The following is a 22,816-nucleotide window of genomic DNA, read 5'->3' on the forward strand; positions in this document are numbered from 1 at the left end:
ATATTTAATTGACAGAAGCAACATATTTGACTATCTTCATTAAATAATTATAACTATGATTTCTCAGGTTTCCAGATAGTTGGTAATTGCCAATGATATCTAACAGAGAGTAACCTTAATATCACGATAGAGACCAGGCAAACTACTTCAAATAACATTTTAGGCGCTCCCATTTTCATTAGAAGAAAAAAAACAACTCCGCCGAAAATACTAGTGGTAGCATAAATTTCTTTTTCGAAGATAAGGGGGATATTACTTAAAGAAATATCTCTAATAACACCGCCAAAGCAGGCAGTTATTGTTCCTAGCGCAATACAGCCCACAGGGTGTAGCTCAAAGCTAATTCCTGTTTGAATACCCACTACCGTGAAAAATCCCAGTCCTATGGAATCAAAAAATAATAGGGCATTATGATAATTTTTAATTACTGACTTAAAGAAAATCGTTGCAATTGTGCTGAGTAGCACGATTAGTCCCGAACTTAAATCGGATAATCATCCAATAGGTACTTTACCAACTAAAATATCCCGGAGGGTTCCTCCTCCCAGAGCAGTTACAAAGGCTATAATAAAAATCCCGAATATATCCAGCTTTTTTTCCATTGCAGCCGAAACCCCGGCAATACTAAAAGCGGCCGTTCCAACAATATCTATTATTCTAATAGACTCCATTATTTGATTTTTGCATGATTTTTTGAGTTAATCGAGTGAATATACGAAATATAGTAATTGATGAAAATGACAACTTGCAACAACTCCCGCGATTATTACTTTTGTGGTGTATTATGCAAAAAAGCGCGTTGAACATGGGCTGGATTTGGGTTTTGACGAATAAAAAACAGCAGTATTAAGTTATTCAAAACCTAATGCTGCCGTTTTCCTATTAAATTACTTCTTTAACGATCTATTTCTACCAATATCTTAACTTCTGAAGGATCTTCCACCAAAGCGTCAAAACCTTTTTCTACAATTTCATCTAACGAGATCACACTGGTAACCAATTTTTCAACAGGCAATCGTCCGCTATTGATTAATGCAATAGTTTCCGGGAAGATATTACGATAGGCCGCAATTCATCGTTGCCATAAGTTTTTGTTTTATAAGTTAATAATTGCATTCCGGGATACGCTTCAGTTACGTCAGGATTTCTATACCTTCTTTATGCACTGGTTGCTTCCCTTTTCCAGATCGAACCGTTTTTTGTGGTCAATTTATCCAATTCTCCATTTTCAGAGAGTTCATTCAACTGTTTTTCACTTTCCGCTCTTGGAGTGCCTGATAATTCAGAAAACTCTTTCGCGGTTAGCGTAGAATATTTTGAAAAGAGCGTTTGCCAATTTTTGCTGTATTCCTTTTTGGAAGCATTCGGGTTCAATTTTAGGATGGCCATTTCATAAAAAGCATAAGGTCTGGTGCCATATACGGTTTCCTGGTTTCCTGCATCATCAATAAAAAATATGGTAGGAAAGCCACGCACGCCTAGTTCCCTTCCCAATTTTAAATCTTCTTCAAACAATTCTTTTGCCTTGCCTTCAAAATCAGATTTCAATTGTTCTACATCAAGCTGCACTTTTTTTGCAGCCGATGCCAAATGGTCCCACTTAGCGATGTTTTTCTTTTTCAGAAATACCATTTCCCGAATTTCCCGCATAAATAGATTGGCTTTTTCTTCATCTTGCATTTGCGCTGCTTTAAATGCTATGGAAGGCGGATAGGAGGAGTCTAAGGGATCTTCCAACCACAAATCTCCATCTATGGGCATATCGTAATGTTCACTCACTTCGTCCCAATGTGAGGCAACGTCTGATGGTTTTCCAATTCCGCCACTGTTATAACTCCAGTCTGGCAAAATTCCACCCATTCTGTATTCTATTTCAATGGCATCGCCATATTCCAGTTTAAGTTTACGCAATTGCGGTTCTATCCCCCAACAAGAGGAGCAAATAGGGTCGGTATAATAAAGTAACTTTACTGATTTTTTGGTGGATTGCTCTTTGGTTTTGTTTGTAGTGTTTGAAGTATCTCCGGGTGTTTCGCACATTCCGGTTTCTATGTCGCATAAAAGCGGATTGCTTTTTGAAGTTTCCTTGTTCATATTACTATTCTTTCTATTGTGTTTCTTTAAGTGAATTTTAGTAAAAATCGACTTATAAATAATTAATAATCAGTTTATTAGTTGCTGAAACAAATCTTTGTAAAGATACGGAAAATAAGTGTATATTTGACATTCATTTCCTTTTAGAAAGTACTTTCCAAAAGGAAACTACCCTGACTTATTTCAGGGAATAATTTCAAGTTTTTTATTAGATGAAAGCAATGAAAAAGAAGGCTGTAGTAAACAATACACCTGTTTGCCAGGTGAGGATGCAAGCCATTAGCGATACGATGAGTATTTTATCGGGAAAATGGAAATTCCATATTTTGGGAACTTTGATAGAAGGCGACCAATTGGGGTTTATGGATTTATTGAGGGAGATTGAAGGCATTGGAAGTAAAATGCTTTCCAAAGAACTTCAGGATTTAGAAAGCAATCATCTAATAAGCCGCACAGTTAAAGACACCAAACCCATTACCGTGAAATATGCCATCACCAAACACGGGAAAACCCTGACCCCGGTTATTGATGAATTGGCAAAATGGGGGATAGCCTATCGCCAATCTGTTCACGGTTAAGTACCTTTGGTTTGGCATACTATGTATTAGAAAATTGGTTATTACAACAATAAGAACGATCATTGACTTATTTTTTTCCTTAACAGCCTTAACTTCAATTTGATCTTTTCGTAAATAATACCCCAAATTAAAGTAACCGAACCGAGAATTAAGGTGTATAGTCCCATTTTTGAATAAGCAATACCACCAATTATTCCGCCGATAAAGAAAAAACTAATAATAATGAGCCGCAGTTTAATGATTTTGGCCAATTCTTCTCTTGAGTCTTTGTCTTTATAAAAGAATAATTGCGATAACTCGATTCCCAAATCTGTAAAAAGACCTGTGAGGTGAGTAGTTCTTACTACAGCATTTGAAATTCTGGTCACTAAAGCATTTTGTGCACCCATGGCAAAGAGTAAGGTGCAAGCAATTAAATCGGGGTTAGTGGGTAATAGGTATTTTCCAAAAACTCCGAGGAAAAACAGAATAAGACTTTCTATAAAAGTAGGAATAATGTAGACATAGTCAGAATCTCTACGGGAGATTTTTTCTATTGCAAAATTAGAGGCAAATGAGCCAGCCAAGAAGAAAAGGATATACAAAAAATACACAAGACTATGCCACGGGTTTAGGCTGTAAATTTCATCAACTAAAAAAGCAAAATGCCCAGTTACGTTTGTCATGAGCTGCGCAACTGCTAAAAAACCAGTTACACTAACCAACCCTGCAACAAAAGATAAAATAGACGCAATTTGCAAATTGTGGCGGGCTGTTCTTTCTTTACCTTGACGTACAAACATTTATACAAACTTTAATTTATTGAAATAATGGAGGTCCAAAATACATGTTTGTGTATGATTAATTAGGCGATTTAGACACTAAAGTTAACAAATATAAACTTAAAATAAAGTTTATAATATCAAGACCTTGGGGATTGGTTTGTAGTATAGTATTTGGCAATCACTTATTAAGAAAGTTACTAAGTATTTTTACTCCAATAATTTTAAGTCTTTATAATCTACATCAATTTGGATCCCAAATTCTTTCTCGAGAATGTTGAGGTAAGAAGAGTCATCCTGAAGTTGAATTATTTTTTCTCTTCCGTTAATTACTTTCTTTAGCTTATAGTTATGCAAAGTAAGCATACCATCTTTTATGGGTAATGCCGCCATTCTAGCGTTGACAAAAAATGAATCTGGGCTGGTAGATGTAAAGTGATTTCCCAATTTAATATCTATATCGAAAACATGATTTAAATCAAAACTATACAAATTTTTCCAGCTATCACCTTGCTTGCTTTGAAGCATATACCCAAATAATTTACTATCTATTAGCCTATAGGTTTGATTTTTATAAGTAACGGGTTGGTAATAAGTTGGCGGTATAGGAAGAGGTGGGGATTCTGCTCCAAATCCTGAATCTACAATCTATCTCTGGTGATTTATAGTAACTAAAAGAATTTGATGTGATCTTCCGCTTGGCTCACCAGATAAGTGAACCCTTCCCAATAATGGGCGCATCTTAAAGTTAAAAGCTCTAAGTGCCATTAAGAGAAGTCCGTTTAATTCAAAGCAATAGCCTCCACGATTCTTTTTAACCAATTTCTGAACTATTGATTTTGGATCTAGGTGGATGTTTCTTCCCAGACAAATATCAAAATTTTCAAAAGGAATGCTTCTATGCTGTGCATGGTGCACGGACTTTAAAAACGTGAAGTCATCAGTTACTTTTCCAGAGAAATTTATTCGTTTTAAATATTCCTCTTTATCAAAGGTAAAATCACTCATTCAATTTTTTTATAATTGCGGCGTTGGATAAATACGAGTTAAATTGATTTTTAAAATCTTTAAAATTTTTTAAAAATAGTAAAATCTAAATGACTTACCTGGCGAAAATATTTATCATTCTTTTCGCCAGGTTGTCAAATTAACTTGTTATACGCTTCCCTTTAAAACATCTGCTTTCTGATTGGATTTCTTATAATTCCAACATTTTACAAAGAGAATTCTGCATTTAGGATACCTCTTCGGAAGTTGCAAATTCCTCCATTTTGATAATCAGGTTATCTTCAACAGTATAAATCTGCACCCATTTTTGCTTTAATTCCCTTCCGGAACGTTTTACTTTTTGATGTTCCCGACCCAGAACTACTACCACATTATTTTCAATGATATATTGTTGGGGCTCAAAGTTGATGATTTCAGTTCGTTCTATAATATCGGTAAAAAATTTTCGTACCCCTTCTTTCTTTTCAAAAATTCCTGCCGGAATAATTTGAGTACCGTGATAAACCCAAATGGTATCCTTAGAAACGGTTTCTACTAATTTTTCTACGTTTCCAGTGCTAAAGGCCGAAAACATCTTATCAACTACTTTTTTCGCTGAATTTTCCATATCCAAGACTTATTGTTTTGCAAATTGTAAGTGGGCCACAATGTTTACTTCTTTCCCAACGGCAGCTCCGGTTGGGTCATAATCTACATTATAATCAAACCTATTGATAGTGGTTTCAGCCTTCAATCCCAGCTTTTCTCCTTGATCATTTTTTATTGTTCCGCCATAATGCACATCAAAAATAACATCTTTTGTAACGCCTTTAATTGTCAATTCGCCATACAATAAATATTTATCTGATTTGCCGGTAGCTAGAATTTTAGTGCTTTTAAAGGTCATTTCCGGATATTTTTCTACATCAAAAAAATCAGCACTTTTTAAGTGGTTGTCCCTTTTATCAACATTAGTATTGATACTTTCAATTTTTACGGTAAAATCAAAATTGGCATCGGTTAATGCATCGCCGTTTGTAGTTAAATTTCCGGTATAATCCATAAATTTTCCATTTACCATACTTATGCCCGAATGTTCTATACTAAAATTTAATGAGGAATGGTAGGGATCTACTTTCCATTGAATCTGTGCAAAACTACTTACCGATAAGAGGAGTACTGCTACTAAGGTTATAATATTTTTCATTGTACTTAATTTTATTTGTTAAAAAATAATTGAATTTAATTCTACTGAATTTGAAAAATTTATTACTTGGCGTTGGTATGAACCCATTTCTCGAAAGCTTCCATATAGGTTTTTAAGAAGTCTTTAGTAGATTCATTAGTGAGTTTTCCATTATCGTCAAAAAGCTCTGCCGCTCCACCAATGTAGGCTTCGGGTTGTGCCATAGTAGGCACATTTACAAAAACTAAAGATTGACGTAAGTGGTGATTGGCTCCAAAGCCGCTAATGGCACCAATGGAAACACTCACGACTCCAGCAGGTTTTCCGTCCCAAGAATTTTCCCCGTAAGGGCGAGAACCCACGTCAATGGCATTTTTTAAAACACCAGGAACCGAACGGTTATATTCTGGAGTAAAAAATAGAAGTCCGTCTGCATCCTGAATTTTTTCACGAAGCGTCACCCATTCTTTTGGCGGGTTTTCTTCTAAATCTTCATTGAACCACGAGAGTCCGGATATATCCAAAAGTTCTGTCGAAAGAGAATCTGGCGCCATGGCCATCATTTCTTTGGCTGTTTTTAAGTTGAAGGATTCTTTGCGAAGACTTCCTACGATAACTGCAATTTTGTATTTCTTCATAATTTATTTATATTTAAGTTAATTAATACCATTTCCCTTAGTTATTATTGGTGTTTTAGGAAATAAATTTAAAGGAATGACCAGTCAGTACCTGGTAGTAACTTCTACATTTTACGCTTGTAATTTGTAAGCGGTAATGGGGCTTAAACAGTACAATTTTGCCGCAGCCCTAGCAGCTCTGATTGGTATGGTTTTCACTTTGCCCAGAAAACATACCACAAAAAGGGGCTGGTACTCGCCCCGATCATTCCGCCTCTCGGCTTGTTTTTAATCTTTTAACTCAGTAAGCCAATTAATTTCCTGAATTTTACTATCCAACTCTCTAAAAGCTCTTCCTGTCTGATCCATTTCAGATTGCAACTTCTTAATGTCAATGGTCGTTTTTAGATTTGTATCGCCACTATTATTTACTTGTGCGGCGTATCTTATATTTCTTAATTTTTCAGAAAGCATTTTTAATGAATCCCTTTTAGCCAAGGCTTCCATCAGTGAGCCTTCGCCGTCAACCTTAGTTTCATTATTCGTTTTATTAATCCTTATGATTAATGTTTCTAAATCTTGAATAGCTTTCCTTAGCTGAGCCAGTAATTTGTCTGGATTTTCTTGCGGAACTTTATCATCAGAAACGATCAACACAGGCCTTATCCTATTTTGAAGATGTTCTATTTTCTTCATAAGATCTGCTCTTAACAATAGCCCTTCGGCAAGTTTTAATTTCTTTTGTATGATTTGTTCAGACATTTGATTGCTTATTTAATTGACTCAGTTTATAAAAATACCGAAATGGTTGATTATTCCACAGGTCTAATTTTCAAAAACAGTTTCCCCGTCTTTTATTAGTATATAACTATCTCCTTTTCCGCGTAACTCATACTCGTCATTTTCATACCAGATTCCAGAGGCTGCTTTCTTCTGTTTCAAATCAATTTGTTCGCCGCCTTTTAAATAGGCCTTAACCATTCCAGCAGTGTTGTTAAAAGTCATCGTTAAAACATCGCCTTTATCATTTTTTGCTTCTACGTTTACCTTATCGTCCTCGTGTTCAAAAACCACTTCGCCGTCTTTTTTCAACGAGATATCGTTTCCTTTGCCGCGCAATTCATATTGGTTGTTTTTATACCAAATTCCGGAAGCTGCTTTTTCCCGTTCCAAATCAATTTGCTCTCCACCGTTTAGATAAGCTTTTGCGGTTCCCGCGGTGTTGTTGAAGGTCACATTCAACACGTCATCTTTTTCATTTTTAAATTCTACGGAAGCTTTTTTATCCTCATGCTCAAAAATCACTTCGCCGTCTTTTTTCAGCGAGATATCATTTCCTTTTCCGCGTAACTCATATTGGTCATTTTTATACCAAATTCCCGATGCAGCCCTTTCCTGTTTCAAATCAATAGTCTCTCCTTTAAAATTCACGGTTGCGGTTCCTTCTGAATTATCAAAAGACATCTCAAGGGTTTCACCGTCATTATTCGTCAAAGATTGGGTAACCACATCTTTAGAAGTTGTTTGTTCTGTGTTAGTGGAATCTAAATTTTCCTGTTTCTGATTATCTTTACAGGAAATAAATATCGTTGCTGTAAGCATTCCGATTGCAAAAATTCTTTTTATCATAACTTTTATGTTTTAATTTCGATTATTTTAATATTGAATTGACCTGTATATCAAATATATAGAAAGCTTCGCATAAGAGCAGGCGAATTAAATTAACATTAACCATTTTAAAGGCTCTTTCACTTATTTGTTAAACTATCTTCAAATTTTTAACTTATACTTTTTGCTCCGTTGGTACTTCCAGTAACGGTATTTCTGAATTTCCAGAAGCTTAAGGCTTAAGGAATTTGGTTTCATTTTTTCCCAGAACCTCTCTCTTTTTTCAATTTTAAAACCAACATACTATTTTACCAGCATTCCAACAGTCAAAAACAATTCGATTTAAATAATAGAATTTAGTTTCTAAAACAATTCCTTTAAATATTTTATATTAGATTTTGCATTATCAATTGCATCTGCAGTTTGGCCGTTTAACATTAGTTTTCCCATACTTGTGGCGAAGCCCTTTATCTGGTCGAACTCTACTTTTGGCGGCATGGCTAAAGCCTCAGGATCTGTGAAAATGTTTACGACGGCAGGGCCATTGTGTGTGAAGGCTTCCTGCAAAACATTTTTAACATTTTGGCATTTATCTACACTCCAAGCTTTAATATTCATAGCTTCTGCTACTTTGGTGAAATCGGGATTTTTCATATCGGTTTGCCATTCAGGATATCCAGCTACTTGCATTTCCAATTTTACCATTCCTAAACTGCGGTTATTGAAAATAATAATTTTTGCAGGAATATTATATTGGCTAATCGTCATCAAATCTCCCAATAGCATGCTAATTCCGCCATCACCACATAGGGCAATAACCTGACGGTCTGGTCTGGATAACCCGGCACCTATGGCCATTGGCATTGCGTTGGCCATAGAACCATGGTTAAAGGAACCGGTGAGGTAGCGATTGCGTTTTCCTTTGATATATCTGGCTGCCCAAACAGCAGACATGCCAGTATCCACAGTGAAAATGGCATCATCTGCTGCAATTTCATCGATTACAGAGGCCACAAATTCAGGGTGAATATTATTTTCTTTGGATTTGGCTTCTACATAAGAATTATATTTTTCCTCTTGCTCATTATGTAATTTCTGCATATCCTTTAAAAAACCATCGTCACTATTCTTATCTAGCATTGGGAGCAAAGCCTCCAACGTATCTTTTATTTTACCAGCAAAGCCATAATCTACTTTTCCACGCCGACCAATACGTTCGGGTTTATGGTCTATTTGAATCATGGTGTTTTTTTCGGGTAAAAAGCTTGAATAAGGAAAATCTGTACCCAATAAAATAACCAGATCAGCTTCCTGCATTGCCTTAAATCCAGATTTGCTTCCTAATAAACCATTTAAGCCCACGGCATACGGATTGCTCGTTTTATCAAAGAATATTTTACCACGGAAACTGTATCCCATTGGAGCATTTAATTTTTCTGAAAGTTGCATAGCTTCTTCCTGAGCGTCTTTGCAACCATAACCACAGAACAACATCACTTTTTTCTTTGAGTTGATAATCTCTACCAGCTGTTCCAGCTCTGCTTTTCCCGGAATTAGCCTGGAATTAGTATAGAAATTTTTATGGGCCGTAGTAATATGTTCTACTTCTGCTTCTGAAACATCTCCCGGCAATCCTACAACCGCTACACCATTGTCCTGAATGGCGTGCTGTATGGCCGATTGAAATGCGTGCGCAGCCTGTTCCGGGGTGTTGGCCATCGCACAATATTTACTGCAATCATCAAAAAGTTTGACAATATTGGTTTCCTGAAAATTCTCCATTCCCAACTTGTTGGTATCTATCGTAGTGGCAATAGCAATTACAGGGTTTCCAGATCGGTTGGCATCGTAAAGCCCGTTGACCAAATGTACGTGACCGGGACCACTACTTCCCATGCAACAACCTATACCATCCAATTCTGCATCCATAGAAGCGGCATAAGCACCGGCTTCTTCATGGCGCACGTGAATCCACTCCAGTCTTCCATCCCGTCTTACCGCATCGTTGATGGGGTTTAAACTATCTCCGGTAACGGCGTATAATCGTTTAACTCCTGCGTTTACTAAATTTTCTACCAATAAATCTGCTACTTTTTTTGCCATATCTTTGTTTTTTATTTTTAAAAGGAATTGATTTTGGGAATATTACTTCGAGTAATACGCCTATAATCAGGGAGTTTTCTCCTCTTTTGATTAATTAGATGCTTAAATATCTATTTACTTATAGACCATATAATCCTAAAGTTATAGAAAGCAATTAATTAAAGCAGGCCAATTAAATTAACATTAACCATTTTAGCTACTTTTTTTAAAAAAATCTAATCTTTTAACCTAAGCTGGCAGCTTCATCGGCACTTCCATCAAAAGTATTTTAGAATTTTCAAGCGCTTCCAGTTCAAAGGAATCGGTTTCACTTATTCCCAGGGCATCTCTTTTTTCCAAAACCTGATCGCCGATTTTAGCTTTGCCTTCCATAACAAAAACATAAACGCCGTTGCCCTCTTTTTTCAGCTTGTATTCTTTTGAATTTCCCTCGTCAAAATTAGCGAGATGAAACCAGGAGTCCTGATAAATCCAAACCCCTGCATCGTCTTTGTTGGGCGATAGGATTTGCTGAAAGTCATTAGGCTTGGCATTATCCGCTATTGTGATTTGGTCGTAACGAGGTTCTACGTTCATTTTATTCGGAAAGATCCAAATCTGTAAGAACTTTACCGGCTTATCGGGATTGTTGTTATATTCGGAATGCATGACGCCTGTGCCCGCGCTCATTACCTGGATATCGCCTTCTTTGATAATGGTTTCGTTCCCCATATTATCCTTGTGTTTCAAATCGCCTTCCAGCGGAATGGAAACAATTTCCATATCTCGGTGCGGATGGGTCCCAAAACCCATATTTTCTGAAACGGTATCGTCGTTAAGCACGCGAAGTACTCCAAAATTCATCCGTTCGGGATTGTGATAATTTGCAAAACTAAAGCTGTGTTTTGAATGTAACCAGCCGTGATTAGCATCTCCTCTGGAGTCTGCTTTGTGAAATATTGTTTTCATTTTTTTATCTATTTAATAAATTTAAACGTGTTTAAATTTGTTGGTTTTCTTTCTTGATAGCTTTTTCAATTCTTGGGTCTGGCACAACCCACATTATGGCAACCACCAGATAAATAATTAGACTGATAATAGGAAAGAAGAAGGAAATAACCACCCCTGCAAAATATAGAAAGAGTGATAGATTCATTCTTTTATCGGAGCTGTAAACCCTGCCAATATGGGAATCTTTGCCTTCATTTCTTATTACGCAATACACCATAATCTTAAAAGCTACTGCTGCCATAAATAGTACCGCACCATAAATGGCAGTCGGGTTGTCTTCAAAATGGTTTTTGCCCATCCAGTCGGTTGCAAATGGAAAAAGGGAGAGCCAAAACAATAAATTTAGGTTGGCCCATAAAATTTTTCCATTCACCTTATTTACGGCTTGCAGCAAATGATGATGGTTATTCCAATATATTCCGAGATATACAAAGCTGAGCAAATAAGTAAGAAAAACTGGAAGTATGGGTTTTAAAGCTTCAAAAGTATAACCTTCCGGTGCGCTCATTCCCAATACCATAATGGTTATGATAATGGCCAGCACACCGTCACTAAAGGCTTCCAATCTTCCTGTTTTCATCGAATACGCGGTTTTGGCAACGGCACATACTCTTCTTCATCGCCAACTACTTTTGGGAAAGCTTCCAAATTCTGATTTTCCCAATCTTTTTTGGCCTTTTCAATCACTTCCTTATCAGAATTGACGAAATTCCAGTGAATGTAACGTTCCTCATCAAATGGGGTGCCGCCAAAAATATAAATAGTGGTGTTCGGCTCCATTTCAAAGGAACATAAAGTGCTGTCCTTGGCAACGAGAATTTGCTTGTTTCCGTAGTTATGCCCGTCGGCGTTAATACTGCCTTCCAGAATGTACAAAGCACTTTCCCCATAAAGGTCTTCACCGATATTGATTTGCTGTTTGTGGTCGCTCTTAATTTCTATAAAATACAATTCGCTGTGCACCGGCACGGGCGATTCTTTATCAAAAGCTTTTCCGGCGATCAATTTAAATTGCGGGCCCTGTTCATTCCAATGCGGAATATCTTTTTCTTCAATATGCGAAAATCTGGGTTCCGATTGCTCTAAGTTTTTAGGGAGTGCAACCCAAATCTGCAAGCCGTGTAAGGATTTCTCTTTATTGCGTAAATATTCCGGAGTTCTTTCGGAATGAACCACGCCTTTTCCTGCAGTCATCCAATTAACCGCACCGGGTTTTATTTCAATATCAGAACCCAAACTGTCTTTATGCTGAATGGAACCTTCAAATAAATAAGTAAGTGTAGATAAGCCAATATGCGGATGAGGTGCCACATCCAGATTCGTGTCCTTATTCATTTCTGCCGGTCCCATATGATCGATAAACGAAAAGGGGCCTACATTTCTTTTTTGTCGGAAAGGCAATAAGCGCCCCACCATAAAGTTCCCGATATCGGCAGCGCGTTCTTCTATAATTAATTGCGTGTTTGACATAGTTATAAATTTTTATTTTTTTCTATTAATAAACGCCTTATAAGCACCGGTTGACCACAAGGCCCATACCACTAATACTGGTTGGAAAAATAATCTTATGAGTCAGGACTGGTCGGTATTTAAACCAAAGGCATCTACTTCGTTTACATATTGTGAGATGTTTCCGGGGAAAATTAGAATGAAAAAAATGGCTGTTGCCAAACCAACCAAAACCTTCCACTTGTATAGGGCAATTAGCGAAAAACCAAGTAAAATTTCAACAATTCCAGAAAGAACGACTACCAAATCTGTTGAAATGGGAACCCAATTTGGCACTTGCGCCACAAATTCAGCTCTATTAAAAGTTAAGTGGCTAATACCTGCAAATAAAAGCGCCGCACCAAGTAAAATTCTGAATATGGTTTGAACCCATTTGGTATCTTTCCCGTAAAGCCATTTTAAATTTTCTGATAGTTTAATCATCTATTTTTATTTTGTAAAATTTCGATTATTTCTCCTGAAAGTAATTTCCTTGATTTTTTTAATTATTAGGTTATTCTTTGATAAGTTCACTATTCACTTCAACAGAACTTTCAAGTATTCGATGAACCGGACAACGGGAAGCCATTTTGTAAAGACGTTTTGTTTGTTATTCGGTCAAATCACCTTTAATTTTTATCTTTTTATAAAATTGTGTAACGTTTGATTTGATATTATTTTCAAATTCAACGTGTACTTCGATGGCTTCTATAGGCTTTTTTTTGATTGGCATACATCCTCATTGTAATTGTACTGCACGACGCTAATGATGAAGCCAACAATTCCATTGGTGTTGTTTCAGTATCCGTTCCGCCAACCTCTTAAGGTTCATCGGCGATGAGTTGATGATTGGTGGTTTTTATTTCCGTTTTATAATTCTCCTGTCCTGTAATAGCAGTTGCTTAGTGCATAATTTAATATCTTAAGCTAAAACGTCCCTTATGCTTTCATCTTTTTCAAACCTGCGTTTTGCGTAAGGACAAAGCGGAATGATTTTTAAGTCGTTTTCCCGCGCGTATTCCACGCCGGCCATTACCAGTTGCTTTGCAAAACCCTGTCCGCCAAATTTTTCTTCTACTCCCGTATGGTCAATGATAAATTTTTCTTTCCCTGCCCAGGTAAACGTCATTTCTCCGGCTTCTTCATTATTTTCATAAATGATAAACCGACCTTTTTTTCCGTTATCTTCTCGTTCTATTTTTGCCATAATTTTTAGTTTTTTACGCTTTTTTATTCCAATACTCCTGTGAATTCCCATAGTTGGGATATCCATTATTTGCCTTCAGCATAGCTGCAAGATGAAGCAAATTATAGGTCATAAACGTGGTGTTTTTTTGGGTAAAGTCTGAATCAAAACCTGCCGGCACCTCTAATGTCTCTCCTTTCCATTCTTTATCGCCATAACTGGGACCGGGACCAACTTCCCCGATCCAACCGCAATCGGCTTGTGGCGGAATGGAATATCCCACGTGCTGAAGGGAATACAAGATGCCCATCCCGCAATGTTTTATACCATCTTCGTTCCCGGTTACAATACAGCCGCCTACTTTTCCGTAGAAAATATACTGTCCTTTATCGTTGGTTTTTCCGCTCATAGCGTATAATCGTTCAATCAATTTTTGTGCTTCAGAAGATTTTTCGCCCAGCCAAATCGGTGTGCCAATTATCAGAATATCAGCATTGATAATTCTGTCAAATAGGGAAGGCCAAGCATCTTCTTCCCAACCGTATTCCGTCATATCAGGATATACGCCGCTGGCAACCGGATGATCCACTAAGCGTATTTCATCTAATTTGACGTTTTCGGCTTTCATAATTTTTTTGGAAACCTCCATCAAAGTTGCGGTATGACTTTGCTTTGGCGACTTTTTTAAAGTGCAGTTCACATAAACGGCACTCAAATTACTGAAATCTGGTTTTTGCATATCTTTTTACGTTTGCGGAAATGACTAATTACCTATTTATACTCCTCTAAATTGAATTTAAATTCCTCCCGGTCCCAATTGGCAAGTTTTGCGGCGTTTTCGTAACTACTGTTAAGAAATTCCAGCAATACTTCAGCAGGATTATCGGCTTTTTGAACATCTTTATATTTCAGGATAAATTCGCCAAGATCTTCGTGAAAATAGGCTTTTTCAGGCTTTACGTCGGCTTCCTTAAAGCCATCGGGTGCCGGATAAATATAACTGTAAAATGCCGCAAAAGGCGTTCCCTCGCTGCCCGGCCAGAAACCGCAATTCATTACTTCGTGTGAATAGGCCTCCCGCGTAACCCAATCTGGAAGATTAGGAAATCCTCCGGGATGCTCAGGCGCTTTCTTACCTGAAAATCTTGAAACAACCATATCAAAACTGCCCCAAAAGAACATGACGTCGCTGCTTTTGCCTGAAAATTGAGATCGATATTCATAAAAAACTTTGTTCACTTTCAACAAGGCTTTATGCAAGTTGATGGCAGCTTCTTCGTTGTAGGTGCCGCTATGATTTTCGTGGAAATGAAGTGGATCTTCCATTTCGTTGGGTAGCGTATTTATTTTAACGTCAATACCAATATCGTTCAAGCAGCTGATAAGCTTGTTGTAACAACTTGAAACTTTTAGGTTTTTGAGATCAAAACTTTGCTTCTCGTTTTCACTGGAAATGATAGTTAATTGATGATCCAAAAAATTTAAACTAATCTCAACTTGTTTGTCCTTTGCGAAAATAGGTCCGCTGGTCAAACCGTGTGTAGTAACACCTAAAGTAGTGTGCCAGGAATGATTTATCCAGGGATTGAGTTCCAGTTTAATTTTTCCGATTATCTGCGTCTAAAGATGTAAGGTTTCGTAGGTCTCCTTACCTTTTTCGAAAGACAATTCCGGCCAGTTGTTATTTTTCATAATTATATGTTTTAAATTGACTATTATGCTGAAAGTTAATTAATATACTGCATTTAATTTATTGAAACAACCAATCTTTTTCCTGAACCTATTTTAGAATCCCATAATTTTTCGATATTCTCAATATTTCCCTCTTTCAAATCCATCGTTAATTTTCCTTCTGTAGCAAGCTGAAACATTTCGGGAAGTATTTTTTGACTAAACTTTTCCAGATCTTTTTCTGATAAACTTCCAAAACCAGACCCCAGAATTTCTATAGCCGAACTTTTTAAAATTCCCGAGGCTAAATTTATAGTTTCCCCGGCCATTGTACCAACGCTTATCACACGGGTTCTATGAGTTGTATTGTCTAAACCACCGCCTTTTAATGCGGTTAGTATTAATTCTATTGGATTGCCCCACAAATAATCGATCACTAAATCTATTGGGTTCTTACGGTGAATTTCTTGTAGTTGTTCAATTATGGTTTGCTCATTTTCCTTTAGCGAAACTATTTGGTCTGCACCAAGACGTTTAGTTTTCTCCAGGTTCTGATGATTTCTACCTGTGGTTATAATGCTATTTGCGCCATAATATTTAGTCATTTGTCCGGTAACCCCGGTTGCGCCGTTAATTAAAACATTTTGCCCGGGTTTGATTTTCCCTCTTATTTTTAAGGCCATAGCGGTTCCCAGTACTGCATTTGGTAAAGCTGCCGCCAAATTCCAATCTAAATTATTGGGAATTGGGGTGTATTTATCTTTACGGATAATGGCTTTTTCGGCTAGCATTCCGGTAATTCCCTGCGCATAAACCCTTTTGCCATTTTCTAAGATACCAACGCCATCCATCCCAACGACTGCAGGTAACTCTTTATGACTTGCGTAATGCGAGCCACTCGCCCTTAATTTGTCCAGGTTTTTTACTGCCGCCGCTTTCATAGTCATCAATAATTGATCGTTATCCTGAATTTCTGGCTCGGGAAAATCTCTGAATTTCGGGGTGTCTCCCAATTTATTTATAACGGCTGCTTTCATTTGGCTGTTTTTTGATTTTGTAAAATATTTGGGGTATTGCTTGATAATCTATAAACAAATCAATTATTCTCTTTCCGCATTCCTTTTAATGCTTTTGCCCAGGCCTGTAATTTATTCAGCATTACATTAGCTGATTTGTTTAAAGGCTCATTGGCTTCAAAAACATTATTTTCATTGATGAATTTTGTAAAAAACGGAATGTTTACCGCTTGTGGCAAAGGCATCATTCCCAAAGTAGTTACCGGTAATTTTAATTCCTGGACTGCTCTGGTACCAGCTGATACGCCTCCGTAACTCACAAACCCCATTGGTTTATCGGCCCATTCTACAGAAAGATAATCCAGGGCATTTTTTAAAGTGGCCGGATAACCAAAGTTATATTCGGGGGTTACAATCACAAAATCATCAGCGTTATCAATAGTTTTGCTCCATCTTTTGGTATGTGTGTTAGCATATTTTTGTGCTCTGGGATGTTCCAATTCATCCATAAACGGAAGGTTAATTTCCTTTAAATCCAGTAATTCCACGTCAAAATCGGAATGTTTTTTTGCGATTTCCAGAAACCAATCGGCAACGATAGGTCCTTTTCTTGAAGGTCTTGTACTTCCGATTATTACTTTAAGTTTATACTTCATTTGTTTGTTTTTATATGTGTTTCTTGAAATTTTCTGGTTAAAATTAAAAGCTTGGTGTTAATCTTCTAAATACCCAAATTTCCCAATATTAAAATCGTTAAAAGCTTGCAGCAATTCTTCCCGAGTGTTCATTACGAATGGACCTTGGGCGGCAATAGGTTCGTTAATTGGCTGGCCGCTTAAAATCAATACCAAAGCATCATCGATGGCTTCTATTTCAAAAGTTTCACCGTCGTTCGCCATTAATGCTAAGTGGTCTGTGGGCGTTTCCTCTTTCCCATTAACTATAATATTTCCTTCCAAAACCAGAAGTGCAGTGTTGTATTCCGCCGGAAATTGAAAGTCTGCCTTTCCGCCTTTTTTCAATTTAGCATTGAATAAATGTACCGGAGTAAATGTTGAGGCAGAACCTTTTGTGCCTTTATATTCGCCGGCAATCACTTCAATAAACCCGGCATTATCCGGCAATTCATACCGATTGATATCCTTGTTTTTAATTGCCTGATATTTAGGATCCTTCTTTTTGTCTTTAGCGGGCAGGTTGATCCAAAGCTGCACCATTTGGAAGTCGCCACCTTTTTTGCTCCATTCTTTTTCGTGGTATTCTTTATGCAAAATCCCTTTGGCCGCGGTCATCCATTGTACATCGCCTTCGTCAATTACGCCGCCGCCACCGCTATTGTCGTGATGTGCAACTTTGCCTTTGTAAGCTATGGTTACGGTCTCAAAACCTTTGTGCGGATGCACGCCAACTCCCCTGGGTTTATCTGAAGGTGGGAAATTATAGGTGGAATTATAGTCCAACATCAAAAACGGACTCATGCGTTGCATATCCATTCGATAACCGGATGGGATAAAATTATGTACCCGAAAACCATCGCCTACAAAATGCGGTTCCCGTGGACTTGCTATTAATTCTACTGTTTTTGTTTTCATTTTCTGCGTGTTTGTATTTAATATTCCTCAGAAAATATTATAGAGGTTAAGCGTTGTTGCTTTCTTAAGATTTGGCAATAAAAGGGTAAAAGACCTGAAATGAACTTGATTTCCGCCATAGCGGGTAGGGTAAAACAAGCACATTTCAGGATTTTAATTGATTGATTACAAGAATCTCAACATCTTCTTACTGCTTAATAAACTGAAGATTGGCTACCAATCTTACTTTATCGCTTACTACAACATTTCCTGCTTCGGTTACTGCGCTCCAGTTTAAGCCGAAATCTTTTCTATTGATTTTTCCCGTAGCTTCAAAACCAGCTTTGGTTTGTCCGTATTGGTCGTCTGCAATTCCGTTGAAATCTACATCAAGGGTAACTTCTTTGGTTACATCTTTAATGGTCATATCGCCAACCATCTTTTCTCCGTCGAAAGATTTTGATTCAAAAGTAAGATGAGGATGTTTTTCAGCACTAAAAAAGTCTTCAGATTTTAAGTGCGTGTCCCTATCATTATTTTTTGTGCTGATGGAATCAATTTTCGCATTAAATTTGAATTTGGCATCTTTAAAAGAATCGTCTGCCGCTTCAATTTCTCCATCAAATTCGCTGAAACTTCCTGACACAGTAGAAATCATCATGTGTTTTACTTTGAATTCGATTTCAGAATGCGTTGGGTCTAATTTCCAAATTGTTTTTACTGCTGTTTCCATTTCTCTTAGTTTTTTATGTGTTAAACATTTTAATTTGATACAAATCTAAGCGACAGGATATTACTGTGCATTGATGTATGATAAGAAGCAAAGTGTAATAATTTATTTTAAAAAGCCTAATTCAATCTTATGATCTTTATTATTATAAGCTAAGTAGAAAACTATTTTTTTGAGTATTAATCAATTTTTCCTGTAGTACTATTCCTGAATTTTTTTCATCAATAAATAATCTAAAGAATATTTACCTGCACCTGTTGTAACAATAGTAATAAAGATTATTGCATAAAGAAGAGGTAGCTCTTGCTTCCCAATTCCATCGTTTATATGAACTAAAAAAACAGCCACCATCATTGTAAAAAGCAGTGGAATGGCAACCAAACGGGTACCCAATCCTACAATCAATAAAATAGAACATAAAAATTCTGCAAAAACCGCAAGTACAAGGGAGGTTACTTCTCCTACACCAAGTGGGTCTTGGAACTGAATGGGCTCGCTTCCAAATAAAAATTGAAGTTTGCCGAAGCCGTGAGTCAGCATAAGAGCACCTGCTACTAACCGTAGAACCAAAAGCGCAATATTGATATTTTTAGAATGATGACCTGGATCGAAAATTTGTTTGAGTGTTTGGTTCATTTCTATAGTTTTTATTGTTATTCTTTTTTATTCGAGACAAAATTATACTTAAAAAAAATGCTGCGCATTGATGTAGGTTAAGAAGACGGGAATGAAATTGAAGTTGAAGTTGAAATCGCCTTTCCGCGGGAGGTATAAAGTTCCCTATTTTTCAAGGCGGAAGGTGAAAAGGGTAGAAGTGGGGAGTTAAAAACAGGGTTTGAATTTCTCTAAATTGCCTTGAGTCTTTTAAAATTAATTCAGGCGAAATTTCACTCATTCGGATTATTGTAGACTCAAAATCTATTTTTTAAAATTTTTTCGTGCCAATTCCTTACGAACACGACTTAAACTTTCTGGGGTAATTCCTAAATAAGAAGCAACCATGGTTTGGGGAACACGCAACAATATATCTGGGTACATTTCCACAAACTCAAGGTAGCGTTCTTCAGCGCTCGAACTCAATAACATATTGATCCGTTTTTGCAAATGCCGGATATGATTGTGAAGCAGTTTGTTGTTAAAATCGATAAATGAGGGGATTTTTTCGGAAAGCTTAAGGAAGAAGTTTTCATCAATCATTACGGCTTTGCTATCTTCCAAGGCTTGAATATAATAAGCGGAAGATTGATTAAAATAGGCGCTTTCCCTGTCGGTTACAAACCAATTTTCAGGAGCAAAAGATATGGTATGCTCTTTTCCTTTATCGTCTATAGAATATTGTCGCAAAAGGCCGATTTCAACAAAAAATGTATGCTTGCAATGCTCATTTTCCCGTAATAAGAACGCATCTTTTTTTACATTTTTTACCTGACAACTTTTGAGAATTGATGAGATTTCATCCTCCTCAATATCGAGATTAGAAATTAAAAAAGATTTTAGTTTTGGGCTGTTCATCTGAGTTTGGTAATCTTATTTCGGGGTTTTCTCGTAATCAAATTTACATTTTTAATTAGAAATACTGAAGATTTTATAGCTTATAAATCACTCAGCCCATTCCCCTACATTCCGCGAAAAGCTTCATTGCGGGAAAAGCGCTTCATTAAAAAAGTCTTGGACACAACTCCAAAGCTTCCGATTTCCATTCCACTTGCCTGCTTATTCCCGAGAAAATTCGGGAAGCGGTCAAACTCCATTCCCATCTCTACCTTTGAAGTTAAGTACGCTTTAAATCCTACTTAAAGAAGATAATCAGTTTTCATAAGCCGTTCAGCACATTGCCGCTTCATTTTGCGCCCACCTGCCGAAAGGACAGGAATCGCTCCATTTCGGGCAAAGAGCTTCTCTGCAAAAGTCTTGGACACCATCCCCGATTTCTACTTTTCATTCCGCTTGCCCGATCCGCTATGCTTGAAAGCCTGTCCTGAGCGTAGTCGAAGAACTCCATTTCCAATCCGAAATCGTGAATGGAGTCCGCTTCATCGGAATTATCATTTTGCATTTAGTCCCACTTCCTATGTTTTCATACTTCAGAAAAGCATTTAGACCTACTTCCGCACCGCCACTGTCATAACCGTTTTTTTGTAAGCAAAATACCAACAGTTGGAAGCTAAACGGACTGCATAACCGGTCGCATACTTCCTTTTATAAGTCCTTATTAATTCATATTTAAATATGGCTCTAACTAAAATATTGGTTACAGTTAAGACCTATTCATCTCTATCATCTACCTATGGCGAACTCGTCCGCACCGCTGGATTTTTTGAAGATGACACTTGGAGTAGATTGTATTCTATCCCTTTCCGTAAACTTAAACAAGACCGTAAGTATAAGAAATATCAATGGGTAGAACTAGACATAGTAAAAGATGATAAAGATTTCAGGCCAGACAGCTATCGTCCCGCTACCATTGAAACGCTTATAGAATTGTTAGATAGGATTGATACAGAGGGAAATTGGTACAAACGTAAGCAGGTTGTTCTCGATAACGTTTACACTGATATAAAAGCACTGAAAACTGAAGCTCACAATAAGGAAATTTGCACATCACTGGCAGTTTTTAAACCGACTAGGATAACCGATTTCTAAGCTGAAAAGGCATCAGCAGTATGGGAAAAGAAAAAACTAGACCAACTAAAGGCACTGAATGATCAAGGTAATCTATTTTATATGGAAGAATTACCTATTGAAGTAGTTGAAAAGCTTCCTTATAAATTTTCATAAGTTATTGAAGATGAAAATGGGATCTCCAACACTATCATGATTGAGGATTGGGAAATCGTACAACTTTACAGAAATACATTGTGAGCAGCAGAAGGCGATGAAGCTATAGCAGTCGAAAAAGTAAAAGAAAAATATTTTGATTATTTTGCCCTGAAAAAAGAAATTATCTTTATTTAGGGACTGCTAAAGCATTTCACTATCGCTCTAAAAATTTGGTTATCATAATAAGTTCTTTCACACCAGATATCGAAATCCAAGCTTCTCTATTTTAATACGACGTTTTATTTTTTGAATTGATCAATTTCGGTTTACTTTATTTTAAAATAAGTTTGTATTTCAAAAAAATTAAACTTTTCCCAATTCGGGACTCACTGCGTCCCGAATTCGAACTATACCGGGAATAATCAATGTATCGGAATTCTAATAGAGCATAGTAGTGTAAATGGTAGTACTATAATCAGCTGATCAATACTAATAAAAAAAAAGCAATTTTAAACTTGGTAATAACCCGTTAACACAATCTTCAATTCCTTTTTGGAATTTTTCTTATAATTAACAAGTGCTGTCAAGTCAAACTTATCAACTCATAATGATAAAATGAAGCAGAATAGTTCCGTTGAGGAAATATTAGGAGGCATCGAGAGAAAAAAGGGCTATTGCTCAAGCAAGTGGCTGCGCTTCTTGATATCGATACTGTTATCCTCAGTAAAATTGAGCGTGGAGAACGTAAGACAAAAAAAATCATATTGTTAAAATGGCAGAAATCCTTGACTTAAACCAAGAAGACTTAATTGTTCAGTATTTGAGAGAAAAGATACTCTATGAGATTCAAAATGAGTAATTGGGTGAAAAAGCTTTGAAGGTAGCCGAACAGTAAATTAAATACCACAGCGATAAGAAAAGTAAGGATTAACGTATATCAAATTAGAAGAATTAGCATATCAGCAAATAGTTGTTAAATCGGTAGTTGATGTTTTTGGCACGGTTAAAAATACCTTTTAAAATTCTAGCAATGAAGATATTCGTTCCAATAGGATTTCACTTACTGAAGTAGAGATTTAGCAAAATATTAAAGTGGTCATTCAAGATAATGAGATTACCGAAGAAACCGCCAAACTCACTCCCGAACGTGAATTGATCATCGAAATGGAAACCGGGACAGGAAAAACCTTGGTGTATCTAAAAACCATTTATGAGCTATAAAGCAAAACGGTTTTACCAAGTTTATCATCCTAGTCCCTGCCGTAGCGATCCGGCAAGGCGTGCCTAATGTATTAGAGACATTTGATACGAAAATGGCAGAAATTTATGGCTTTACGCCCAAGGCTTTTTAATATGATAGCAAGCGTTTGAACAAGATGATCATTTTTATTGAGTTACAACATCCTCGAATAATGATTATGACGTTGACTTCCTTTAATTCAGAAGACAAGATATTGAACTTTTTTAGTT

At 36.8% G+C, this 22,816-nt stretch carries 27 protein-coding genes and 2 pseudogenes; 4 read left to right on the top strand and 25 right to left on the bottom strand.

Annotation, left to right across the window (positions count from 1 at the left end):
• Positions 1-53: 53 nt before the first annotated feature.
• From RLT85_RS02840 to RLT85_RS02850, 3 genes are all read right to left on the bottom strand, one after another.
• Complete coding sequence (locus RLT85_RS02840) at positions 54-467, bottom strand: trimeric intracellular cation channel family protein (RefSeq protein WP_311400539.1); 414 nt, start codon at positions 465-467, stop codon at positions 54-56.
• A 27-nt stretch (positions 468-494) separates the two neighbouring features.
• Complete coding sequence (locus RLT85_RS02845) at positions 495-671, bottom strand: trimeric intracellular cation channel family protein (protein WP_311400540.1); 177 nt, start codon at positions 669-671, stop codon at positions 495-497.
• A gap of 487 nt (positions 672-1,158) precedes the next feature.
• Positions 1,159-2,094, bottom strand: a complete 936-nt coding sequence (locus tag RLT85_RS02850) for a ClpXP adapter SpxH family protein (RefSeq protein WP_311400541.1) — start codon at positions 2,092-2,094, stop codon at positions 1,159-1,161.
• A gap of 221 nt (positions 2,095-2,315) precedes the next feature.
• On the opposite strand from RLT85_RS02850, the gene RLT85_RS02855 reads away from it, so the two are divergent.
• Entirely contained in the window at positions 2,316-2,672 is a 357-nt protein-coding gene (locus tag RLT85_RS02855) for a winged helix-turn-helix transcriptional regulator (protein ID WP_311400542.1), read from the top strand.
• Between the two features lie 59 nt (positions 2,673-2,731).
• On the opposite strand, the gene RLT85_RS02860 is transcribed toward RLT85_RS02855, so the two are convergent.
• The 22 genes and pseudogenes from RLT85_RS02860 to RLT85_RS02960 form a co-directional block, all read right to left on the bottom strand.
• A complete protein-coding gene (locus RLT85_RS02860) occupies positions 2,732-3,454 on the bottom strand; it encodes a YoaK family protein (protein ID WP_311400543.1) in 723 nt (240 codons plus the stop codon).
• Between the two features lie 189 nt (positions 3,455-3,643).
• Positions 3,644-4,441 (bottom strand): annotated as a pseudogene (locus tag RLT85_RS02865) (arylamine N-acetyltransferase family protein).
• 226 nt (positions 4,442-4,667) lie between these two features.
• The gene (locus RLT85_RS02870) at positions 4,668-5,048 is read right to left on the bottom strand and encodes a nuclear transport factor 2 family protein (RefSeq protein WP_311400544.1); all 381 of its coding nucleotides are present in this window, start codon (positions 5,046-5,048) and stop codon (positions 4,668-4,670) included.
• Between the two features lie 9 nt (positions 5,049-5,057).
• Positions 5,058-5,627 carry a YceI family protein gene (locus tag RLT85_RS02875; protein ID WP_311400545.1) on the bottom strand — a complete coding sequence of 190 codons (570 nt, stop codon included), beginning with the start codon at positions 5,625-5,627 and terminating at the stop codon, positions 5,058-5,060.
• A 62-nt stretch (positions 5,628-5,689) separates the two neighbouring features.
• Positions 5,690-6,244 carry an NADPH-dependent FMN reductase gene (locus tag RLT85_RS02880; RefSeq protein ID WP_311400546.1) on the bottom strand — a complete coding sequence of 185 codons (555 nt, stop codon included), beginning with the start codon at positions 6,242-6,244 and terminating at the stop codon, positions 5,690-5,692.
• 267 nt (positions 6,245-6,511) lie between these two features.
• Positions 6,512-6,985: a DIP1984 family protein gene (locus RLT85_RS02885; protein WP_311400547.1), complete on the bottom strand. Its 474-nt coding sequence runs from the start codon at positions 6,983-6,985 to the stop codon at positions 6,512-6,514.
• Positions 6,986-7,048: 63 nt separating this feature from the next.
• Positions 7,049-7,852: an MliC family protein gene (locus RLT85_RS02890; RefSeq protein ID WP_311400548.1), complete on the bottom strand. Its 804-nt coding sequence runs from the start codon at positions 7,850-7,852 to the stop codon at positions 7,049-7,051.
• A 342-nt stretch (positions 7,853-8,194) separates the two neighbouring features.
• Positions 8,195-9,934 carry a thiamine pyrophosphate-dependent enzyme gene (locus RLT85_RS02895; protein ID WP_311400549.1) on the bottom strand — a complete coding sequence of 580 codons (1,740 nt, stop codon included), beginning with the start codon at positions 9,932-9,934 and terminating at the stop codon, positions 8,195-8,197.
• Positions 9,935-10,162: 228 nt separating this feature from the next.
• Complete coding sequence (locus RLT85_RS02900) at positions 10,163-10,882, bottom strand: pirin family protein (RefSeq protein WP_311400550.1); 720 nt, start codon at positions 10,880-10,882, stop codon at positions 10,163-10,165.
• Positions 10,883-10,913: 31 nt separating this feature from the next.
• Positions 10,914-11,504 (bottom strand): TMEM175 family protein, encoded by a 591-nt coding sequence (locus tag RLT85_RS02905; RefSeq protein ID WP_311400551.1) that lies wholly within the window; start codon positions 11,502-11,504, stop codon positions 10,914-10,916.
• Positions 11,501-12,394 (bottom strand): pirin family protein, encoded by an 894-nt coding sequence (locus RLT85_RS02910; protein ID WP_311400552.1) that lies wholly within the window; start codon positions 12,392-12,394, stop codon positions 11,501-11,503. The genes RLT85_RS02905 and RLT85_RS02910 overlap by 4 nt, the downstream gene beginning before the upstream one ends.
• 102 nt (positions 12,395-12,496) lie before the next feature.
• Positions 12,497-12,856: a DoxX family protein gene (locus RLT85_RS02915; protein ID WP_375712328.1), complete on the bottom strand. Its 360-nt coding sequence runs from the start codon at positions 12,854-12,856 to the stop codon at positions 12,497-12,499.
• Between the two features lie 242 nt (positions 12,857-13,098).
• Positions 13,099-13,212: pseudogene (locus tag RLT85_RS15060) on the bottom strand (OsmC family protein); the annotation flags it as partial.
• Between the two features lie 122 nt (positions 13,213-13,334).
• A complete protein-coding gene (locus RLT85_RS02920) occupies positions 13,335-13,619 on the bottom strand; it encodes a GNAT family N-acetyltransferase (protein WP_311400553.1) in 285 nt (94 codons plus the stop codon).
• Positions 13,620-13,632: 13 nt separating this feature from the next.
• Positions 13,633-14,337 carry a flavodoxin family protein gene (locus RLT85_RS02925; RefSeq protein WP_311400554.1) on the bottom strand — a complete coding sequence of 235 codons (705 nt, stop codon included), beginning with the start codon at positions 14,335-14,337 and terminating at the stop codon, positions 13,633-13,635.
• Positions 14,338-14,369: 32 nt separating this feature from the next.
• A complete protein-coding gene (locus RLT85_RS02930) occupies positions 14,370-15,212 on the bottom strand; it encodes a DUF5996 family protein (RefSeq protein ID WP_311400666.1) in 843 nt (280 codons plus the stop codon).
• Between the two features lie 131 nt (positions 15,213-15,343).
• Positions 15,344-16,306 carry a quinone oxidoreductase family protein gene (locus RLT85_RS02935; RefSeq protein ID WP_311400555.1) on the bottom strand — a complete coding sequence of 321 codons (963 nt, stop codon included), beginning with the start codon at positions 16,304-16,306 and terminating at the stop codon, positions 15,344-15,346.
• 59 nt (positions 16,307-16,365) lie between these two features.
• Positions 16,366-16,941, bottom strand: a complete 576-nt coding sequence (locus tag RLT85_RS02940) for an NADPH-dependent FMN reductase (RefSeq protein ID WP_311400556.1) — start codon at positions 16,939-16,941, stop codon at positions 16,366-16,368.
• Between the two features lie 57 nt (positions 16,942-16,998).
• Positions 16,999-17,877 carry a pirin family protein gene (locus RLT85_RS02945; protein ID WP_311400557.1) on the bottom strand — a complete coding sequence of 293 codons (879 nt, stop codon included), beginning with the start codon at positions 17,875-17,877 and terminating at the stop codon, positions 16,999-17,001.
• A 187-nt stretch (positions 17,878-18,064) separates the two neighbouring features.
• A complete protein-coding gene (locus RLT85_RS02950; RefSeq protein WP_311400558.1) occupies positions 18,065-18,589 on the bottom strand; it encodes a YceI family protein in 525 nt (174 codons plus the stop codon).
• Positions 18,590-18,787: 198 nt separating this feature from the next.
• Positions 18,788-19,222 (bottom strand): DoxX family protein, encoded by a 435-nt coding sequence (locus RLT85_RS02955; RefSeq protein ID WP_311400559.1) that lies wholly within the window; start codon positions 19,220-19,222, stop codon positions 18,788-18,790.
• 282 nt (positions 19,223-19,504) lie between these two features.
• Positions 19,505-20,098 carry a Crp/Fnr family transcriptional regulator gene (locus tag RLT85_RS02960; protein ID WP_311400561.1) on the bottom strand — a complete coding sequence of 198 codons (594 nt, stop codon included), beginning with the start codon at positions 20,096-20,098 and terminating at the stop codon, positions 19,505-19,507.
• 717 nt (positions 20,099-20,815) lie between these two features.
• On the opposite strand from RLT85_RS02960, the gene RLT85_RS02965 reads away from it, so the two are divergent.
• The 3 genes from RLT85_RS02965 to RLT85_RS02975 all read left to right on the top strand — a co-directional run bounded on the left by RLT85_RS02965 (position 20,816) and on the right by RLT85_RS02975 (position 22,567).
• Complete coding sequence (locus tag RLT85_RS02965; RefSeq protein WP_311400562.1) at positions 20,816-21,229, top strand: DUF8758 domain-containing protein; 414 nt, start codon at positions 20,816-20,818, stop codon at positions 21,227-21,229.
• A gap of 803 nt (positions 21,230-22,032) precedes the next feature.
• Positions 22,033-22,140: a hypothetical protein gene (locus RLT85_RS02970; RefSeq protein WP_311400667.1), complete on the top strand. Its 108-nt coding sequence runs from the start codon at positions 22,033-22,035 to the stop codon at positions 22,138-22,140.
• 298 nt (positions 22,141-22,438) lie between these two features.
• Positions 22,439-22,567, top strand: coding sequence for a DEAD/DEAH box helicase family protein (locus tag RLT85_RS02975; RefSeq protein ID WP_311400563.1), 129 nt, complete (start codon positions 22,439-22,441; stop codon positions 22,565-22,567).
• Positions 22,568-22,816 lie beyond the last annotated feature (249 nt).

It is taken from the genome of Mesonia ostreae (genome assembly GCF_031845265.1).
In the GTDB taxonomy this organism is placed as follows: domain Bacteria; phylum Bacteroidota; class Bacteroidia; order Flavobacteriales; family Flavobacteriaceae; genus Mesonia; species Mesonia ostreae.